This window comes from Prauserella muralis (assembly GCF_003202285.1).
Classification (GTDB): domain Bacteria; phylum Actinomycetota; class Actinomycetes; order Mycobacteriales; family Pseudonocardiaceae; genus Prauserella_B; species Prauserella_B muralis.
The window spans coordinates 79,265-98,699 of record NZ_MASW01000002.1; the positions used below are offsets into that span (position 1 = coordinate 79,265).

The 19,435-nt window shown below is 71.4% G+C and carries 17 protein-coding genes; 6 read left to right on the forward strand and 11 right to left on the reverse strand.

Going from position 1 to position 19,435, the window contains the following annotated elements:
• Positions 1 to 5: 5 nt before the first annotated feature.
• From BAY60_RS11480 to BAY60_RS11500, 5 genes are all read right to left on the reverse strand, one after another.
• On the reverse strand, positions 6 to 935 hold the full coding sequence (locus BAY60_RS11480) for a UbiA prenyltransferase family protein (protein ID WP_170160382.1): 930 nt from the start codon (positions 933 to 935) through the stop codon (positions 6 to 8).
• A complete protein-coding gene (locus tag BAY60_RS11485) occupies positions 923 to 2,167 on the reverse strand; it encodes a cytochrome P450 (protein ID WP_112280942.1) in 1,245 nt (414 codons plus the stop codon). The genes BAY60_RS11480 and BAY60_RS11485 overlap by 13 nt, the downstream gene beginning before the upstream one ends.
• Positions 2,164 to 3,735: a prenyltransferase/squalene oxidase repeat-containing protein gene (locus BAY60_RS11490; protein ID WP_112282317.1), complete on the reverse strand. Its 1,572-nt coding sequence runs from the start codon at positions 3,733 to 3,735 to the stop codon at positions 2,164 to 2,166. Before BAY60_RS11490 ends, BAY60_RS11485 begins: the two co-directional genes overlap by 4 nt.
• A gap of 132 nt (positions 3,736 to 3,867) precedes the next feature.
• A complete protein-coding gene (locus BAY60_RS11495) occupies positions 3,868 to 5,895 on the reverse strand; it encodes a neutral/alkaline ceramidase (RefSeq protein ID WP_112280943.1) in 2,028 nt (675 codons plus the stop codon).
• Complete coding sequence (locus tag BAY60_RS11500; protein WP_112280944.1) at positions 5,892 to 7,076, reverse strand: YncE family protein; 1,185 nt, start codon at positions 7,074 to 7,076, stop codon at positions 5,892 to 5,894. The genes BAY60_RS11495 and BAY60_RS11500 overlap by 4 nt, the downstream gene beginning before the upstream one ends.
• 169 nt (positions 7,077 to 7,245) lie before the next feature.
• Between BAY60_RS11500 and BAY60_RS11505 the strand changes: the two genes are divergently transcribed.
• The 3 genes from BAY60_RS11505 (at position 7,246) to BAY60_RS11515 (ending at position 10,106) form a co-directional block, all read left to right on the forward strand.
• A complete protein-coding gene (locus tag BAY60_RS11505) occupies positions 7,246 to 8,034 on the forward strand; it encodes an alpha/beta fold hydrolase (protein ID WP_170160383.1) in 789 nt (262 codons plus the stop codon).
• A 24-nt stretch (positions 8,035 to 8,058) separates the two neighbouring features.
• Positions 8,059 to 8,553 carry a GNAT family N-acetyltransferase gene (locus tag BAY60_RS11510; RefSeq protein WP_112280946.1) on the forward strand — a complete coding sequence of 165 codons (495 nt, stop codon included), beginning with the start codon at positions 8,059 to 8,061 and terminating at the stop codon, positions 8,551 to 8,553.
• 182 nt (positions 8,554 to 8,735) lie between these two features.
• Positions 8,736 to 10,106 (forward strand): pyridoxal phosphate-dependent decarboxylase family protein, encoded by a 1,371-nt coding sequence (locus BAY60_RS11515; protein ID WP_112280947.1) that lies wholly within the window; start codon positions 8,736 to 8,738, stop codon positions 10,104 to 10,106.
• On the opposite strand, the gene BAY60_RS11520 is transcribed toward BAY60_RS11515, so the two are convergent.
• Both BAY60_RS11520 and BAY60_RS11525 read right to left on the reverse strand, forming a co-directional pair.
• Positions 10,103 to 10,510: a VOC family protein gene (locus BAY60_RS11520; RefSeq protein WP_112280948.1), complete on the reverse strand. Its 408-nt coding sequence runs from the start codon at positions 10,508 to 10,510 to the stop codon at positions 10,103 to 10,105. The genes BAY60_RS11515 and BAY60_RS11520 overlap by 4 nt on opposite strands.
• Positions 10,511 to 10,561: 51 nt before the next feature.
• On the reverse strand, positions 10,562 to 11,029 hold the full coding sequence (locus BAY60_RS11525; RefSeq protein ID WP_112280949.1) for a MarR family winged helix-turn-helix transcriptional regulator: 468 nt from the start codon (positions 11,027 to 11,029) through the stop codon (positions 10,562 to 10,564).
• A 60-nt stretch (positions 11,030 to 11,089) separates the two neighbouring features.
• On the opposite strand from BAY60_RS11525, the gene BAY60_RS11530 reads away from it, so the two are divergent.
• Complete coding sequence (locus BAY60_RS11530; RefSeq protein ID WP_112280950.1) at positions 11,090 to 12,463, forward strand: chloride channel protein; 1,374 nt, start codon at positions 11,090 to 11,092, stop codon at positions 12,461 to 12,463.
• On the opposite strand, the gene BAY60_RS11535 is transcribed toward BAY60_RS11530, so the two are convergent.
• Positions 12,453 to 13,286, reverse strand: a complete 834-nt coding sequence (locus BAY60_RS11535; protein WP_112280951.1) for an alpha/beta fold hydrolase — start codon at positions 13,284 to 13,286, stop codon at positions 12,453 to 12,455. The two genes, BAY60_RS11530 and BAY60_RS11535, sit on opposite strands and share 11 nt — an antisense overlap.
• Before the next feature lie 169 nt (positions 13,287 to 13,455).
• Between BAY60_RS11535 and BAY60_RS11540 the strand changes: the two genes are divergently transcribed.
• Both BAY60_RS11540 and BAY60_RS11545 read left to right on the forward strand, forming a co-directional pair.
• Positions 13,456 to 13,875 carry a YciI family protein gene (locus tag BAY60_RS11540; RefSeq protein WP_112280952.1) on the forward strand — a complete coding sequence of 140 codons (420 nt, stop codon included), beginning with the start codon at positions 13,456 to 13,458 and terminating at the stop codon, positions 13,873 to 13,875.
• A 15-nt stretch (positions 13,876 to 13,890) separates the two neighbouring features.
• Entirely contained in the window at positions 13,891 to 15,171 is a 1,281-nt protein-coding gene (locus tag BAY60_RS11545; RefSeq protein ID WP_112280953.1) for an RNA polymerase sigma factor, read from the forward strand.
• Positions 15,172 to 15,222: 51 nt separating this feature from the next.
• On the opposite strand, the gene BAY60_RS11550 is transcribed toward BAY60_RS11545, so the two are convergent.
• From BAY60_RS11550 to BAY60_RS11560, 3 genes are all read right to left on the reverse strand, one after another.
• The gene (locus BAY60_RS11550) at positions 15,223 to 16,482 is read right to left on the reverse strand and encodes an SAM-dependent methyltransferase (protein WP_112280954.1); all 1,260 of its coding nucleotides are present in this window, start codon (positions 16,480 to 16,482) and stop codon (positions 15,223 to 15,225) included.
• 31 nt (positions 16,483 to 16,513) lie between these two features.
• Positions 16,514 to 17,923 (reverse strand): FAD-binding oxidoreductase, encoded by a 1,410-nt coding sequence (locus BAY60_RS11555; protein ID WP_112280955.1) that lies wholly within the window; start codon positions 17,921 to 17,923, stop codon positions 16,514 to 16,516.
• Positions 17,924 to 17,995: 72 nt separating this feature from the next.
• Positions 17,996 to 19,369 (reverse strand): FAD-binding protein, encoded by a 1,374-nt coding sequence (locus BAY60_RS11560; protein WP_112280956.1) that lies wholly within the window; start codon positions 19,367 to 19,369, stop codon positions 17,996 to 17,998.
• Positions 19,370 to 19,435 lie beyond the last annotated feature (66 nt).

The window sequence follows — 19,435 nt, forward strand, 5'->3', positions numbered from 1 at the left end:
ACGGCTCAGAGGTTCGCGAGCGCCACCACGAGCAGCAGTACGTCGCCCAGCGTGACCAGCGGCATGGCGCGCTTGAGCATGCGGCGGGCACTCGGCAGCGAGTGATCGGACACCTGAGTGAGGAGCCGTGCTGCGTCGCCGATGTACACGGCGTGGGCGACGATGCCGAGCAGTGCCCACAATGGTCCGTAGAGCCACCACAGCGCACCGGCGACGGCCACCGCCCCGGACAGCAGAATGCCTGCGCAGGCCACTACCGTGCGAGCAACCCCGTATCGCACGCTGGGCGTCGTGACGCCTGATGCGGTATCCACCATCCGGTCGGGCAACGACCACCACACCGTCCGCCCGATCGAGAGCACACCGACGCCCGCGACGAGCAGCCACACCGCCGCCGGGAGAACAGCGCTGAGAGCGCCGTAGGACACGAGAAAAGGCAGCGAGACGGATGCCAGTCCGAAAGCGACCGGCCCCGCGAAGCCGCGCCGTTTCAGCCGTACCGGCTCCACGTTGTATGCCAGCTGTGCCGCGACCAGCATGGTGCCGGCGACGGCGGGCAACCACGAGCCGGTCCACACGGTGACCACAATGGACAGTACGAGTCCGGAGGCAAGCTCGGCGATGGCCCAGCGCAGCATGCGCACCCGCCCGATCCGGGACACTGCACTCGCCAGGTAGCCCTTCTCACCGTGCCGCTCGTCGGTCGTCACGTCCACGGCGACGTTCAGCGCGAGGGGGCCGACGATCAGCAGCAGGTTGGCGAGTACGGCGACGAGCACGGGCCCGGTGGGCAGGGCACCTGCCCCGTCGGTGCCGGCTGCGGCGAAACCGGCGCCCCACGTGGCGTAGCACAGGTAGTTGACCGGCAGCGTGTACTCGAGGCGGTGCACGGCGACGAGATCACGCCACACCGAGCCACGCGCTAGTCGTGGCACGCGGTCACCTCCATCCGCAGTGCCCGTGCTGGTGCCATCGCGTGGCCACGCAGGGCCGGCACACCGGCATGCGGATCGATGCAGCGCAGGGAGCGCCGGCGCAGCAGCGCAGCGGCGATGACCCGGACCTCCAGCTGGCCGAGCTGGCTGCCGAGACAGTGCCGCGCGCCGCCGCCGAAGGGAAGGTAGTGCTGGGGCGGCTGCCGCCTGCCGAGGAAACGAGCAGGGTCGAAGCGGCGTGGGCCGGGAAAGGAATCGGGCTGGCGATGTGCCAGGTAGATGCTTGGCGCGACAACCGATCCGGCAGGCAGCCGCCTTCCGAGCAGCTCCGTGTCGCCGGGCAGCCTGCGGTTGCCCGCCGCGGGCACCGGCGGGGTGATCCGCAGGGCCTCCTGCACGCATGCCTGAAGCAGCGGAACGGCCTTCGCGTCGGCACCGCTGTCCGACGTGGATGAAAGCTCCGCGAGCACGTCGTGCCGGACGTCATCGTGGCGATCGAGCCAGAACAGCGTCCATGCGGTGGCGGACGCGGTGGTCTCGTGGCCTGCGAACAGCAACGACACGATCTGGTCGCGGAGCTCGTCGTCGTCGATGGCTCCCACGGGACTGTCGTCGGACAGCAGCAACGAGGCCAGCGTGGCCTGCGGCCCGGACACCCCGGCGCGAGCCTGCGTGACGAGCGCCCGGTCCAGTTCCCTGCTCGACGTGGGGAGCCCGCCGCGCAGCAGGCGGTAAGCGAACGTACGAGGCACTGAGGCGAGTGCCCGGTCGATCCAGGCTGTGAACTGCCCCAGCACGGCGGTGTCGGCGCGCCCGAGCACGATCGTGGCCGCCACCTTCAGAGTCACCTGACGGGTCCAGTCGGCCAGGGTGAACACCGTGCCCGGCGTGAGTGCGTCGATCGCACGGCCTGCGATGCCGGTGATGAGGTCGTGGTAGTCGCCCAGCCTACGGGTACCCAGCGGGGGACCGAGTACCCGCCGGTAGGCGGCATAGCGCGGACCGTCGGTCCACAGCAGCGACTTCGAGCCAAGGACGGGCCGCATCGCGCGGCTGCCAGGGTGGCCGAGGGAGTGATCGGAGCGAAAAATCCAGTCCACTGTGTCCGGATCCCACACCAGGAGTTTCGGCGCCGGTTCCTGGGAGAGCTCCACATAGCGGTGCGGTGAGTGCGCGTGTGCGTCGAGGAAGGCGAGTGGCCGCAGGGCCATGCGCAGCTCGGTGCGGTTCACGACGCCTCGATTCTCGTCTCCTCGCGGGCGACGAGCGCGGCGATCCTGGGGTCACTCAGGGCCAGGTGCTGCGCGGCGAAGATCTCCGTGTCCACGACGCGCAGCGGCGTGTACAGGTCCTTGTCGTGCCACAGCGCCGGGTGCCTGCGGCCGGGATCGACCGCGAGCAGGAACGCGCAGCCGCGCGCGGCCGCGCGCTCGATCGCGTCGTCGTCCCTGGCGACCCCGGTTCGCAGCAGGGTGCGGAGTGCGTAGGCGGTCTCCTCCCTGGTGCCCTCCCAACGACCCCAGGAGCCGTCGGCCCGCTGGCTGTCCAGCACCCACCCCACGGCCGTGCGGGCGGCCTGCGAGCCGGCCTCGCCTCCGTAGCAGGCGAGCGCGGTGGCGCAGCACACCGTCGCGTAGTACGGCGAGGCATGCCACTTGTCCTGCCATGTTCCGTCGGCGCTCTGTTGCTCCACGAGCCACCCCGTCACGGCCGTCAGCGCGCGGGCGTAACGCTCCCGCCCGGGCAGGTCCCCGCTCAGCGACGCGCCGATCGCCTGCAGCACATGCGCGTTCGTGCTCGTCGACGGTGTGCGTTCCTCGGGGAAGCAGCTGAAGTGCTCGCCCGACTGGTACGCCCAGAGGCATTCCGGAGAACGCGGGCTGCCGAGCAGCGCCAGGGCATACAGCGCCGTGGCCGTGTCGTCGGCGTCGGGTGGCAGCCCGAGCCCACCCGCCGCGCCGTCCTCGTCGAACGCGTCGTGCAGGCTGCGCACCAGTTCGGCGGGTGCGGTGAACTCGATGCCGGAGTCCGCGAGCGTGGACAGTACCCACGACCGTTCGAACAGCGCGAGCGGCGCGGCGACGGGCACCCCGCCGCCGGCGTCCTGCACCCCGCGCAGGTAGTCGATCGACGGATGCCCGCCTTCGCGGATCTGCTCGTCGCCGAGCCAGACGGCCGTCGCAGCCGGGGAGCAGCCCACCACGCCACCCGCCATGGGCGTGATGAACGCCGCGCCCTGGGCGGGCGCGCCGATGACCTCCAGCGAGTGCTGCAGCTTGTCCGGCACCGTGTGCCCGCGCGCCACGGCGTCGCGCAGCCCGGCCAGCAGCGCACCGTAGGTGTCCCGTGGCGTGGACAGCGGTGCGGCGCCACGCAGCCGCAGCCGCTCGTTGAGGCTGTCCACGAGGCTTGGCACCACGATCTCCACCGCGACCGTGTCGGGCAGCGACCCGGTGGGGTGCAGGCGGTTCCGGAGCGCGCGCAGCCCGCGCTCGGCCGCGGCCGCGACGGCCGGTGTCGCCGTGGGCCGCGCCGCTTCGGCGAGCAGTCCGTCGGTGGCGCTGAGCGTGGGGACGATGTCGTAGTCACCGGGCCCGCCCCAACGGCCGTCGGGTCGTTGCTCGGTGAGCAGGAACCGCACGCGCTCCGCGTGCCGCTCCAGCGACGGCGTGATCGCGACCAGCCTGCCCGTCTCGTAGACGGAAGGCGAGAACCGTCCGGAGGGATCCGAGGACATCTCGGACAACAGCGCCGCGACCGTCTCGGTTGCCTTACCCAGCCACGAAGCGTGCGAGTGCATCTGGTACTCCTCGGCCACCGCGGGCTTGAGCTGTCGTGCGCCCGCCTCCGGTAATCGGACGGACACTCAAAGTAGCACTTGCCGCGAAGATGTCACACCAGCCGTGAGCCGATCGGAGCAGCGTGACCTTGGTCAACCGGCCACCGTGAACTGGTTGGACGTGCCGGTGAACGCGGTGACGCGGCCCAGCAGACCCTTGGCGTCGCCGTGATAACGGACGCGATAGACGCCCTCGGCGTCCGCGGGCACGGTCCACCCGATCGTGACCTTGGACGCGGCGACTCCGTCGCGAGTCCAGCGGAAGGTCGTCGACCAGTCACCGTCATCGGCGACGGTGTGCCAGGAACTCCCTTGCCTGCGTTGAACTTCCAGGTAGGTGCCACCGCGATGCAGGTCGTTGCCCGGGTGTGCGCCCGCGAACGTGACGGACACCTGCTCGCCACGCGCGTAACGCGGTGCGGGCTGGGCGAGCACGTCACCGAAACGCCTGCCCGGCTGAGGCGAGTCCAGGACCACGCCGGGCTGCAGGGACAGCTGCCGTCCGGACAGGTCGGCGGGCGCGCTGCCCGGCGCCAGTGCGCGGCCGTCACGCAGGGCGGAGGCGAGTTCCGCCGCGGTCTGCTGCAGAGCGGGAAGCTGCCACCTGCCGAACAACGTGCTGCCGCCCTCGTACTGCTGCGCGTCGTACTCCTCCGGCGTGGTGACGTAGTGGATGTAGCCGTTGCTGTACCCGGCGACGAGCACGTCCCGTATGTCGGCGCCGACCACCTCGGCCACCGTGCGGCGCAACCGCAGGCCCGCCGCGATCGTGACCTCGCCGGGGACTCCCAGCAGGTACAGCGTTCCCACGCGCACGAGCTGCACGGGCACCCGCTCGGCGACCCACGGGTACGCAGCGTTCATCGCGCCGATCGGCACCACGATGCCCTTGGGCGCCTGGCATTGTCTCAGCTCGGGCGACGCCGTGTAGAGCACCGATCCGGACACCGTGTCCCACAACGGGTTCTGGCCCTCGGCGAAGAGCGGAAACGCCGGACCGTCCTCGGTACTGCCCGCCGCCATCGCGGCGCCGACGGCGGGATCGCAGGTTCGATGATGCCTGCCGTCGCCGGTGAACTCGGGCCGGACCTCCACTTCGGACAGATCGACGTTGACGAGGCGCGAGTCGACGCCACCGTCCAGGCGGGTGCCCCGCGCGTTCACCTGCGCCGCGGCGGCGTCGTACTGGCGCCTGCCGATGTCGCGGGTCCGGGCGAAGTCCTCGGGCGTCGACGGCGGCGTGAGGTCGAGGTTCGGCGACATGTCTCCCGCGTTGGTCTGTGCGAACGCCGCGACGAAGCCCGGATCGGAGGTCCGGTAGTCCACGCCCTCCACGTCGTGTTCCCAGTGGTAGGCCGCGTAGCCCTTGTTGTCGGCGCTGATCAGCCTATTGTCGCCCGACATGCTGGTGTTGTGGGTCGCGAACCAGTTGATCGCCCCCACCGCGCGCCCGTCCCGTTCGATGCGCAGCAGCGAGGTCTGCGGGTCGATCGCGTCGGGGAAGAAGTCCCGGTCGGCGGCCGGGTTGCGCTCGAACGCCTCCCGGGAGCGGTTGGCACTCGCGCCGGTCAGCTCACCGTGGGTGAGCGTCAGCGAGGCGGGTGCGGCGTCGGCGTGCGCGCGCATCGCCGACTCCACGATGCCCTCGGTGATCGCGTCGAACGTCTTGCGGTGGAATCCGATGGTGGTGAGGTTGTACAGCAGATGGTGTGAGTAGCCGCCGGGGCCCGCATGGGTGTGCGTGCCGGTGATCAGCACGTTCCGTTCGGTGTAGAGATTCCCGTAGCGCTCGGCCAGCTGCCGCAGGACGGCCTGGCGCACGCTGGTGAAGATCATCGGCGAATCCACCACGACCAGCAGTACGCGTTCGCCGGTGGCGCGGTCGGCGATGACGAACGAGCGCGCCCGCAACCGGTTGTGCAAGCCCTCGGCCCGCTGGTCGAACCGGCCGTATCCCATCATGCCGACCTCGGCCACCTCGCCGGTGGCATCGGCGATGCCGCGTCCGACGAGATACGGTTCCGCCTGTCCGGAGGGCGCCGCGGGCGCGGTCGTGGTGACCGGTGCGGTGAGCGTTCCGAGGCCCGCGGCCACGGCGAGGGCGAGCGCGCGGATCCTCATGACGCGAGGACGTCGGAGGGCACGGTGTAGCCGCGGACGCGCTGCGGGTGGTCACCGACGGGAATCCTGGCCACCTCGCGTGGATTGTCGTACGACACCACGGAGATGTCGTCGCTCTCGCTGTTGGACAGGAAACAATGCCTGCCGTCGGGTGAGGTCGCCGCCCAGTAGGGCTTCTTGCCCGTCGGCACGATCTCGTCGACGGTGAGTGCGGGCACCGAGAGGATCGCCGCGTAGTCGGAGATGGTGCCCGCGTCGCAGATCTTGCTGCGGTCGGCGTTCATCGCCAGCCCGTGGTGGGCCGAGTCGAGCGGATAGTCCTCACGCTTCATCCGTTTGGCTTCCTCGGACAGCGGCAGGTGCACGGTCCGCGTGATCCGCTCCTCGGCCAGGTCGTACTCCACGAAGCCGTTGTGGAACGACAGCTGGGCGTACATGGTGCGCTGGTCGGGCATGACCACGAACGGGCGGATGCCGACACCGAAGTCGATGACCTTCTTCACCTGCAGGGTGGCCGCGTCGGCGATGGTCAGCCAGCGCCTGCCCTTGGCGGCGTCCAGCAGCGGTGCGTCGGGTGCGACGACGTTGCCGATGGTGGCGTTGTAGATGGTGGAGCCATCGGCGGAGAACTGGTTCTCGTGCGGGAAGTCGCCGCTGCGGATGCGGCCGGTGATCTCGCCCGTGGCGGTGTCGACGACGTTCACGACGTTGGCGGTGGTGGCCGAGACGAGCAACGTGCGGCCGTTGGGGGAGAGGGCCATGTGGTCGGAGCGGTAGCCGTCGACGCGGGTGAACCAGCGCTGCGCGCCGGTGGCCACGTCGAAGGCGGAGACGTCGCCCAGACTCGGCCGGGACACGTACATGGTCCTGCCGTCCGGCGAGACCATGATGTCGTCCACCAGCTGGTCGTGCCCCTCGCCCGCCGTCTGCCGGATGACGAGCATCGCGACGAGCTGGTCGGGCGTCATGCCGGCCTTGCGCTCGGCGAGGTCGGGCACCACGTTGATGCGCTGGTACTTCTCGAAGGTTCTCGCGTCCACCAGGTCCACGGTGCCGTCCCAGTTGTTGCCCACGAACATGACGTCGCGGGCGGGGGGTGCGGCGTGCGCGGCGGGGGCGAGCGCCGTCGTCAGCAGGATCGTGGCGGCCAGGGCGCCCAGCCGCGCGAGGCACGTCCTCATGACTCTACCTACCCTGTAGTAGACATGAATGAGTTTCACGAGTGTGGCTGCTTCGGACGGTGAGCGCAAGGCCTGCCCGGGAGCGGCGATGATTTTCGGCAGCGGGAGCGGTCTTACCCGTCGACGAGGGGACGCCGCTCCCCGCCCACGGCAGAATCGAGGTTCCGGCATGAGCACGGTCATCTCCTCCGACGGCACGGTCATCGACTACGACCGTTACGGCCAGGGCCACCCGGTGATCTTCATTGGTGGCATGACCCAGCACCGCGCGATCGACCAGGGCACCACCGAGATCGCCACGAAGCTCGCCGCCGAGGGCTTCACGGCCATCGACTACGACCGCCGCGGGCGCGGCCGGTCCGGCGACATGGCGCCCTGGGACCTGCGCCGCGAGGTCGAGGACGTGGCCGCCCTGATCGACGCCGTCGGCGGACCGGCGACCCTCTACACGAGTTCCTCGGGAGCCACGGTCGGCCTGGCGGCGGCGAGCGAGGGCGTCGGCGTCGCGGCGCTCGCGCTGTACGAGCCGCCCCTGTTCCCCGGGGCCGGGCACGCTGAGGACCTCTCCGCCCTGCGCGCCCTGATCGCCGAGGGCAGGCACGACGAGGCCGTGCGCCACACCATGGTCCACGTCATGGGCCTGCCCGAGGAGGCCGTCGAAGGCATGGCGCAGGACCCCTCGTGGGCGGGCATGGTCTCGGTGGCGCCGACCTTCGTCTACGACCTTTCCGCCGTGCACGATGTCGGAACCGGCCCGGACTGGCGCACCCGATGGGCAGGCGTCACCGTGCCCACGGTCGTGTTCTCCGGCGACGCCACCTTCCCCGGCATGCCGGAGGCCGCCGACGCCGTGGCGGCCGCCCTTCCGAACGCGACGCGGCGTGTGCTGCCCGGCCAGGGCCACGGCCCGGCCGCCGACGCGATCGTGCCCGCGTTGGTCGAGTTCCTGCGGCCGTGACGCCGATGCGGCCACACTGGCGGCATGGCCGACATCATCGTGCGCCCGGCGGAGGACGACGACCTTCCGGGGATCGCCGACCTGCGCTGGCGATGGGTGCGAGAAAACGGTGACACCCCAGCCGCCACGCAGGAGGAGTTCACGCGCTTGTTCTCGGCCTGGGCGCGCGAGAACCGGGCCTCGCACCGGTGTGTGATCGCCCTGCGCGGCACCGCCGTCGTTGGCATGGCATGGCTGGCCGTCGTCCAGCGCGTGCCGACCCCGAACGCCCGTCGGCGCCTGTCCGGTGACGTGCAGTCCGTCTACGTCCGGCCGGAGGAGCGCGATGGCGGCATCGGCGGCCGGCTTGTCGACTCCGTGCTGCGGCTGGCGGCACAGTTGCGGTTGGAGCGGGTGACGGTGCACTCCAGCCCGCGGGCGATCCGGGCCTACGAGAGGCAGGGATTCGCCTCGTCGCCCCGGCTGTTGCAGGTCTACTCCCCTGGTAGCGGCGGCCTTGGTGACGCCGGCGTCCGATGACGGCGCGGCCGTACCCTGCGGCGACAAGCGGGTGCGTCTCCATGGCGGCTCCTTCTGCGTGCTCCGGCGCGTGGCGTCCGCCCGGCCGGCTGTGGGTGACCATCTCGATGTCCGGCAATGGTAGCGCGATACTCGAACAGATGAGCGAACCCGATGGGGTGATTCGCAGGTAGCGTGGCGCTATGCAGCCGGCCCTGGACCCGACCCGCGACGAGATCGCCGCGATGATGAACGCCGCCAGTTCCTTCGTCTCCGACTTCCTCGAAGGGTTGCCCACCGCCCCGGCGGCCGGGCTCGGTGACGGTCAGGCACTGGTCCCCGACCTGCTCGGCCCGCCCGGCGAGGAGCCGGGCGACTTCGGGTCACTGCTCTCCACCGTCCGCGAGGCGGCCTCCTACGCGGTGGAGACGGCGGGACCCGGGTACCTGGCCTACTTCCCGGCCGGTGGCCTGTTCGCCTCGGCGCTGGCCGACCTCCTCGCGGCAACGGTGAACCGTTACACCGGTGTCAGTTCACTGGCTCCCGCGCTCGTCGCGATGGAGCACGGCGTGATCCGGTGGTTGTGCGACGAGTTCGGCCTGCCGTCCGGCTCCGGCGGGGTCGTCACGACCGGAGCCTCGACCGCGACCCTGTCGGCCCTCGGCGCCGCCCGGCAACAGGTGCTGGGCGGTCCATCCCCGGCGGGCACGGTCTACGTCACCGAGCACACCCACCACTGCGTCGCGAAGGCCGCCCGGATCGCCGGGCTCACGGCCGATCAGGTGCGCGAAGTGCCGGTCACCGCAGAGCTCAGGATGGACCCGGACGCGGCGCGCGAAGCGATCCGGCGCGACCGGGCGGCGGGCCGCAGGCCCTTCCTGCTCGTCGGCACGGGTGGCACGACCAGCACCGGCACCGTCGATCCGCTGCCCGAGCTCGGCGAACTGGCCCGGCAGGAGGGTCTGTGGTTCCATGTCGACGCCGCCTACGGCGGGGGGTTCCAGCTGACCGGCCGGGGCAGGGCGATCCTGTCGGGCATCGAGGCGGCGGACTCGGTGACGCTCGATCCGCACAAGTCGCTGTTTCTGCCCTACGGCACGGGTGTGCTGCTCGTGCGGGACCAGAATGCCCTGCGGGCCGCGCACGTGGCCGACGCCGACTACCTGCAGGACCTGCACCACGACGGTGTGCTGCCCGACTTCGCCGACCTCGGTGTGGAGCTGACGCGGGACTTCCGGGGCCTGCGGCTGTGGCTGCCGCTGCGGCTGCACGGTGCGGGGGCGTTCAGGGCGGCCCTCGACGAGAAGCTGGACCTCGCGGCGTTCGCCCACCGCGAGCTGCGGGAGTTCGCCGACCTTCCCGTGCCGCCGGACCTGACCGTGCTCGTGTTCCGGGTGCCCGGCGGCGACGGCGCCAACCGGCGGCTGCTCGAGGCCGCCAACGCGAGCAAGCGGATCTTCCTGTCCAGCACCGTGCTCGACGGCAGATACACGCCGCGGCTGTGCATCCTCAGTCACCGCACGCACCGCCCCCATGTCGAGGAGGCACTGGACATCCTGCGCTCGGCCGCCTAGCGCAGCTGTGCCGCGATGAGGACGTTGCCGTGGAGGTCCGCGAAATGCAGGGACCTGCTGTCGGCGTCGTCCCGCTCGGCCCACACCCGCACGCCGTGCTCCCGCAGCCGCCCTGCGACGGCGTCCAGATCGTCGGTGTAGAGCACGAGCAGCGGCTGGTCCCCGCACTGCCGCCCGACGCGCGCACGTTCCTGGTCGGTGACGGCGGGCATGAGCCACAGGCCCGCGGACTCCTGCCCAGGCACGCCGACATGCAGGTACCGGTACCCGCCCGCCGTCTGGTCGTGCAGGACGCGGAAGCCGAGCACGTCCCGGTAGAACGCCAGCGCCGCGTCGGCGTCGTCGACGAGCACCACCAGCCGCCCGATGGCGGAGAACAGGGCCTTGCCCGAATGCGCGATCACGGTTGCCGACCGTAGCTCAGGAGGCCGACAGAACCCGGCAGAGAAGCGGCCTCACACCCACAGGGCGTCGGTCTGCTGCGAGATCGCGGGTTCCCCACCGGCCTCGGTGAACGCGGTCAGTGCGCGCACCAGCCCCTGCCGCGTCGACTGCGGCATCCGGCTGACGATGCGCGTGATCTCCGCGCGCCTGCGCCTGGTCACCTCGCTGACGACGGACTGGCCTGCCTCGGTGAGCGTCACGACGAGCTCCCGGCGGGACGCGGGGTTGGCCTCCCTGCTGATCATCCCCGCGGCGACGAGCCGGTCGACCATCCGGGTCGCCGTGGAGGGGTTGACCCCGAGATTCTCGGCCAGTGTCGCGAGCTTGCTCGGGCCCCGGCTCTCCAGAACCACGAGCAGGCGAAACTGCGGGATGGTGATCGCGTCGTCCACCTCGGCGATGGAGCGGGCCGAGACGGCGACGAGCAGCCGGGATGCGGTCAGCACGGCGTCGGTGATCGTGTCCACGTCGTCGGACATGGAACCGTTCTACCTCACAATCGGTACCCGTGCCCCGGACAAGTGTTGCACACTGCAATCATGGTTGCTCTCCGTCAGCAGGTCAGCCGCTGGATGCGGGAGAGCGTGAGCGGGCTTGCCGTGCTCGCCATCACGATCGGTGCGGGCGCCGGTGCCGGCGCCATCGTCTTCCGCTGGCTGATCGACGCCTTCACCCGCCTGTTCTCCGGGCACGAGGACTACGCGGCCGCCGACGGGGCCGCCCACCCGTGGCTGCCTGCGCTGGGGCCGTGGTTCCTCCTGCTCGTCCCCGTGCTCGCCGGGCTGGTCCACGGCCCGCTCGTCCAGCGCTTCGCCCCCGAGGCACGCGGTCACGGCGTGCCCGAGGTGATGTACGCCGTCGCCGCGCGCGGCGGCCGGATCCCGGCACAGGTCAGCGGTGTGAAGGCGCTCGCCTCGGCGCTCTGCATCGGCTCCGGCGGCTCGGTCGGGAGGGAAGGGCCGATCGTCCAGATCGGCTCCGCGCTCGGGTCGGCCCTCGGCAGGGCGGTCCGGCTGCCCGACTCCCGGTTGCGGGTGCTCGTGGCCTGCGGTGCCGCGGGTGGCATCGCCGCCACGTTCAACGCGCCGCTCACCGGGCCGTTCTTCGCGATGGAGCTGATCCTGCGCAGCTTCGCCGCCGAGTCGTTCGGCGCGGTGGTGCTCGCCAGCGTCACGGCGACCGTCGTCGGCCGCGCCGTGCTCGGCAACGAGGCGTTCCTCGACCTGCCGCCGTTCAGCCTGCACAGCCCCGTGGAGTACGTCCTGTTCGTGGTGCTCGGCCTCGTGATCGGAGGCGTCGGTGTGGCGTTCAGCCGCGTGCTCTACCTCGTCGAGGACGTCTGCGACCGGGTGTGGCGCGGGCCGGAATGGCTGCGCCCCGCCGCGGGCGGGCTGCTGCACGGCGCGCTGCTGCTGGCCCTTCCCGAGATGTACGGGGTGGGCTATCCCGTACTGCAGAGCGCCGTGCAGGGCGAGTACCTGTGGGGCTTTTTGCTGGTGCTGCTCGCCGGCAAGATCTTCGCCACCAGCCTCACCATCGGCATCGGCGGCTCCGGCGGGGTGTTCGCGCCGTCGTTGTTCATCGGTGCCATGGGCGGCACGGCGTTCGGCATGGTGGTGCACTCGGCGCTGCCCGCGATCACCGCGCCCGCGGGCGTCTACGGCCTCATCGGCATGGGCGCGGCGTTCGCCGGCGCGGCCCGCGCCCCGATCACGGCGGTGATCGTGCTCTTCGAGCTCACCGGCCAGTACACCGTCATCCTGCCGCTCATGACGGCCATCGTGATCGCCACGCTCGCGGGCAGGGCGTTGTCCCGCGACACCATCTACACGGCGAAGCTGCGCCGCAGGGGCATCGACCTCGACGCCACCGGCGCCGCCGGCGGGCCGCCCCGGCGCACGCTCAGCGCGTAGCCAGGAACTCCCGCAGCACGGCGGTGAACGCCTCGGGCACCTCCTCGGGCAGCCAGTGCGTGACGTCCTCGAACATCCGGAACTCGTACGGCCCGGTGACCCAGTTCTCGGTGCCGAGCGCCGCCGTCGAGCCGAACGCCACGTCCTCGGTGCCCCACACGTACAGGGTGGGCACCTCGATCGGGCCCGCCTCGCCGTCAGGGCGGCCTGCGCGGTACCAGTTCAGCGCGGCCGTGAGCGCGCCCGGCTCGGACAGCCGCAGCACGTAGTCCTCGACGTGGCCGCGCGGCACCTTCCACTCGAACATCCGGCGCAGCGCCTCCGCGTCGTTCGCCAGCATCCGCTTCTCGGTGGCACGGGTCTGCCGCCACTCGCTCAGATACGCCGAGCGCATCGCCTGGTCCTCGTCGGTGCGGATGGCCTGTGCCAGTGCCGCCGGATGCGGGGTGGACACCGCGGTGAGCGTGCGCAGCCGCGCGGCATGCTCCGCCGCCGTCCACCACCCGACGGCCGCGCCCCAGTCGTGGCCGACCAGGTCGAACCGGCTCCAGCCGAGTGCGTCGGCCAGCGCGAGCACGTCACCCACCAGCTCGGCGATGCCGTACTCCGCGGGGTCCTCCGGCCGCACGGCGGGGGAGTAGCCCCGCTGGTCGGGCGCCACGGCGCGGTAGCCGTCGGCGCCGAGCTCGGCCACCTGGTGCTCCCACTGCACCCCCGCCTCGGGGAAGCCGTGCAGCAACAGCACCGGCCGGCCGTCCCCGGGGCCCGCCGCGATCGCGTCGAACGCTCCGGCCGGTGTCGGGATGGTGAGCTGCTCGATCATGGCCCGAACCCTAAGGCGTCGGCTGACCAGCACCGCGGCCGGTGTCGGAGGCGGATCCGGGGGCTCGGGAAAAAATCCGGGCGACGTGTTGATCCGCGACGTTCCCCATTCGACCTAGGGATGAGAGGCTCCCGCGAGGGGGGCCACGACATACAGGGAGAGACCAACCATGAAGTACATGCTGATCATGCGCGCCACCGACGAGGCCTTCGCGAAGATGGGGGACTTCGACTTCAACGAGATGATCGCGACCGTCGGCAAGTTCAACGACGAGCTGATCCGGGCCGGCGTGCTCGTGGCCGCCGAGGGACTCGCGGACGCGGAGGAGGGCGTGGTCGTCGACTACTCGTCCGAGCCGCCCGTCGTGACCGACGGCCCCTACGGCGAGACCAAGGAGTTGTTCAACGGGTTCTACATCCTCAACGTGGCCTCCAAGGAGGAGGCGATCGAGTGGGCCAAGCGCTCGCCGATCAGCGGGCCGGGCTTCAAGACCGAGATCCGCCGGGTCACCACGATCGACGAGTTCCCGCAGGACAACGAGTGGATCCAGAAGGAGCGGGCGTGGCGGGAGGCCACCGGCCAGCTCTGAGCGGATCGAGGGGACATGGCCGAGCACACTGGCCGGGAGGCCGTCGCCGCCGTCTGGCGGATCGAGTCCGCGCGGATCGTCGGCGCGCTCGCCCGCTACACCGGCGACTTCGCGCTGGCCGAGGACCTCGCCCAGGAGGCGCTGGCCGAGGCCCTCGTGAACTGGCCGCGCGACGGCATACCCCGCAGCCCCGCGGGCTGGCTGCTCGCCGTGGGCAGGCGCCGCGCGATCGACACGTTCCGCAGGCGCTCCGCCCTTGACGAGCGGTACGCCGCCCTCGCCCACAACCTGGGCGAGGGCGGCGCCGCCACGGGCAGCGCGCCGGCGGCCCCGGCAGGGGAGGACGTGCTGTGGGATCCGGACGAGATCGACGACGACGTTCTCGCCCTGATGTTCATCTCGTGCCATCCCGTGCTCTCGCGGGAGGCGAGGGTGGCGCTCACCCTGCGGGTCGTGGGTGGCCTCACCAGTGACGAGATCGCCAAGGCGTTTCTCGTCCCGACCGCGACGGTGCAGGCCAGGATCACCAGGGCGAAGAAGACACTCGGGGCGGCCAGGGTGCCGTTCGCGGTGCCGCCTCCCGAGGAGCGTGCCGAGCGGCTCGGCTCGGTGCTCAACGTGATCTACGTGATCTTCACCGAGGGGTCCTCCGCGAGCTCCGGTGACGACCTGATCCGGCTCGATCTCGCGAGCCAGGCACAGGGCCTTGCCAGGGTGCTCTCCCGGCTCATGCCCGGCGAGCCGGAGGTCCACGGCCTGCTGGCACTGCTGGAACTGACAGCGGCGCGGTTTCCCGCTCGCACCGGTCCTGACGGCGAGCCGGTGCTGCTGGAGCACCAGGACCGTCGCCGCTGGGACCGCGCCGCGATCCGCCGGGGCCGGGCGGCGCTGGCCCGCGCGGAGCGGGCAGGACGTGGCCTCGGTGCCTACGGCCTGCAGGCAGCGATCGCGGAATGCCACGCCGTCGCCGAGTCGGTCGAGGCGACGAACTGGGACCGCATCGTGCTGCTGTACGAGGCGCTCGGTCGCCTCGCGCCGTCTCCTGTGGTCGAGGTGAACCGGGCGGTGGCGGTGTCGATGGCGCGGGGACCCTCCGCCGCGCTGTCCATCGTGGACGAGCTGATGGCCGGGGGAGCGCTGGCGAACTCGCACCTGCTGCCCAGCGTCCGGGGGGAGCTGCTCATCCGGCTCGGCCGCGGCGACGAGGCGAGGACCGAGCTGAACCGCGCCGTCGAGCTGTGCGGCAACGAGCGCGAGCGCTCGGTGTTGCAGCGCAAGCTCGCCGACCTCGGCTGAACCCGGGCGGGAGGCGGGGTCGAGGCCGCCGCCCCCCGCCCGGCTCGCGGCTCAGACGCCCCAGTCCGGCCGCAGCGGCACCGCGGAGTCGCCGTCCTCGCCGACCTTCACGCCGAGCACCTGGTGCAGCTCGATCTGGCGCCGTTCGAAGCCCAGCCGGGACGCGGCCATGTACAGCGCCCAGATGCGCGCCCTGCGCACCCCGGACTCGCGCACGGCCTCGTCCCAGTTGGCGTCCAGGTTGGCACACCAGGCCGCCAGCGTCCTGGCGTAGTGCTCGCGCAGGTTCTCCGAGTGGCGCACCTCGAAGCCGTTGTCCTGCATCGCCGAGACGATCATGCCGACGCCCTCCAGCTCGCCGTCCGGGAAGACGTAGCGGTCGATGAACGGACCCGTGTGCGCGGGCTCGGTGTTGCGCGGCCGCGTGATGCTGTGGTTGAGCAGCCGCCCCCGTTCGCGCAGCTTCGAGGCGAGGAACCGGAAGTACGACGGCAGGTTGCGGGCGCCGATGTGCTCGGTGAGCCCGATGGACGACACCGCGTCGAAGCCGGACTCGCGCACGTCGCGGTAGTCGAGATGCCGCACCTCGGCGCGGTCGGCGAGGCCGCGGGACACGATGTCCTTCTGCGCCCACTGTGCCTGCTCCCTGGACAGCGTCACCCCGAGCGCGCGCACGCCGTAGTGCTCGGCCGCGTGCGCCACCATGCCGCCCCAGCCGCAGCCGACGTCGAGCAGCCGCATCCCCGGTTCGAGGCCCAGCTTGCGGCACACCAGGTCGAACTTGTGGAACTGCGCCTGCTCCAGCGAGGCGTCCGCGGCGGGGTAGCACGCGCAGGTGTAGGCCATCGACGGGCCGAGCACCAACTCGTAGAACCGGTTGGACACGTCGTAGTGCTGGGAGATCGCGGCGCTGTCGCGCGCCTTGGAATGCCGCAGCCCGCGCAGGCCGCGGCGGATGCGGCCGGGTGCCTCCTCGGCGGGCACGGGCACCGGCCGCAGGTGACGCGGGCCCAGCCTGCGCAGGATGCGCAGCCCCTCCCTCGGACCCAGCCCGTCGATCACCCTGCTCATCCCCTTGAGCAGGGTGTAGAGATCGCCGGAGACGTCGAGATGCCCGGTGACGTACGCCCGGGCGAGCCCGAGTTCCCCCGGGGCCGACAGCGCGTAGCTCAGGGCAAGCGGGGAACGCACGTCGATGCGTACCGGTGCGTCCGGGCTGCCCGCGGTGCTGCCGTCGTACGCGGTGACCGCGACGGGGGCGTCCGCATCGAGCAGCCGCGCGAACACACTCCCGAGTTCGTCCTGTGCCATCCGTGCCTCACCTCACCCTGTGCTGCCTGTGCTACTTCGCCTTGACGCACTTGTCGTACAGATCCAGCAACCTCCGCCGGGGGTCGTAGCGGTCCTTCAGCGACCGGTAGACGGGTCCGTTGTAGAGCCGCCAGAACGTGTCCTCGTCGTAGAAGCTCTCCGAGTACAGCGACTTGCGCCCGCCCAGCTCGTCCACCGTGCGCTCGATGAGCCGGTTGTGGCTTCCGTCCGGTTCCCCCTCGTCCAGCGGCACGGCGGACCAGAACCCGAAGTTGACGTACAGCGTGTCCGGGTCCAGCTCGTACAGCGGCCAGCGCCGCCGCGGGTCGCGCTGCCGCACCGGGCACACCCACACCGGGCTGATCGGGATCTCGGCGTGGAAGAAGTCGAGGAACGTGGCGGCCTGCTCCACCGGCACCTCGATGTCCTGCACGACGGCCTCCTCCCGGGGCAGGCCGAGGCGCCGCCGCAGCCGGGCGAGCAGCTGGTGCCGGCGTTCGAACGCGACGACCTTCCAGTACACATCGGACCGCAGCAGTCTGGGCCCGACGAGCAGGCGCACGAGCCGGTTCTGCACGCCCAGCGCCCGCGAGCACCAGAACCAGTCGGTGTCCCAGCGCCACAGGTAGTCGCGCACCGGGAGGTGGTCGACCGTCCGCTCACGAATGGACTTGTAGTAGATGTCGAGCCACGTGTAGTCGCTGGTCTCCGGCGCGGTGTCGGTGAAGGTGCCCAGGGTGAGATACATCTCGTCGCGCCCGAACACGGTGCCGTCGACGAAGTCGGCGTCCCGCTGCTCGCAGGCCTCGCGCAACGCCGCGAAGTACTCCTGCGCGTCGCTGTAGCGCAGGTGCCGCAGCCGTACGTAGGGCCGCACCGGCTCCAGCTCGATGCGCAGGCGCAGCGCGTACCCGAGCGTGCCGTAGGAGTTGGGGAAGCCGAAGAACAGGTCCCGATGCTCGTTGCCGGGCGTCGCGGTGACGATCTCGCCGTCGCCGGTGAGGATGTCGGCCTCCAGCACCGACTCGTGCGGCATGCCGTTGCGAAACGACGACGACTCGATGCCGAGCCCGGTGACCGCACCGCCGAGCGTGATGGTCTTGAGCTGCGGCACGATCAGCGGCATCAGCCCGTGCGGCAACGTCGCGTCCACAAGCTGCTCGTAGGTGACCATGCCCTCGACGTCGGCGGTGCGGGTCTCGGGATCGACGTTCAGCACGTGCGTGAACCCGGAGACGTCGAGGCCGCCGTCCGCGTCGGAGCGTGGCCGGAACAGGTTGGAGGTGCGCTTGGCCAGCCGCACGGGTGCCTCCCGGGGCAGCGCGGCCAGCTGTGAGCGCAGCGCCGCCACACGTGCCTCGTGGCCTTCGCGGGTTCCGGAGGTGGTGACCCACGCGGACGAGAGTTGCCGGTCGCCGCCACCCCGGTTCGTCAGCGCCATGCCCCCATGATTGTCCCGGACGGCGCCGGTTGCCAGGTCATTTCCGGGGGTTTTCCCGCCGGGTGCGGACGATCACCCTGGTGCGAAGACTCCCTGTCCGGGAGTGAGCACACCGTGTGGGTCGTATGTCCGTTTCGCCGTCTCCAGTGCGTCCCACGCGCCGCCGAAGTGGTCCTTCCAGTCGTGGGGCGTCATCGGCATCGAGTTCACCGGGTAGACCGTGCCGCCGAGGGGCCTGACCCGCTCGGCCAGCTCGGCGTTGAGCCGGATCATCCGCGCGACCCCCTCCGGGTCGTAGGGCCTGCCGGTGCGTAGCAGCGCGAACAGCCAGACCAGCTCCGAGGAGGGCACCCGCAGCAGCGGTGTGGACAGCCGGTCGGCGCGGATCGGGTAGAGCATCACCAGCCCCGAGTCGCCGAGGTCGGCGCCCTCGGTGGCGGCCAGCGTCTCCGTCACCACGTCGGCCACCTCGTCGTCGGGCAGGAACACGTTGAGCCACGGGTGCGGGTGGAACCAGCTGCCCTCCTCGCGCAGCACCGTCTCGCCGTCGGCCATTCGGTCGAGGAAGCCGTGGTAGGTCATCTCCTCCGACTCCGCCGCGTCCCGGTCGTCGGCAAGGTCGCCGAGCAGGGCGGCCTCGTCGAGGTCGTGCGGCAGGGAGAAGTAGCTCGTCGCCTCCAGCATGTGCCGCCAGGTGCCGGAGTCGTCGTCGAGGATGAGCTGGCCCTCGACGTAGTCGAACCGGCCGTCCTTCACCACGGTGCGGGCGTCGGCGAGGAACGTGCCGAGCGAGTCGTAGTACAGCTGCCTGCGCCGGGCGCGTTGCCGGGCGGGACGCAGGCGGACGGTCGCGCGGGTGATGATGCCGCACTGCCCCAGCCCGGCCCGCACCGCGTCGAACAGGTCGCTGTGGTGCTCGGCCGAGCAGCGGACCAGCTCGCCGGTGCCGGTGACGACCTCCAGTTCGGTGATCGTGTCCGTCTGCGCGCCGTGGTGGTGGCTCGCCCCGCCGAGACCGCCGACGGAGAGGGTGCCGCCCACCGTCAGCTCCAGGTAGTCGGTGAGCACCGGCGGGGTCAGGCCGCGGGGCAGGGTCGCGCCGAGCACCCGCTGCCAGCGCGCGCCCGCGTCGACCACCAGGGTGTCGCCCTCACCGCCGTGCACCCTGGCGAGGCCGGTGAGGTCGAGCACGATGCCGCCGTCGGCCTGGCACTGCCCGAACGGCGAGTGCCCCGCGCCGCGCGGGGCCACCGGCACGCCTCTGGCCGCGGCGAACTCCACGACGGCGGCCACGTCGGCCGCCGAGGCCGCGCGCACCACCGCGCGCGGACGGGCCTGCACGATGTGGCCCCAGTCCCGGGCAGCGGCGGCGAGCGCCGGTTCGTCGTCGAGGACGTCGCCCTCGATGGCGGGGAGGTCGGCGAGATCGAGTGGGGAGTCCGGCATTCGCGGGACTCTAGCGTGGGGCCGCGCTACGGCATCCGGCTGGAAGCTTTCAGCCATTCAGGTTGG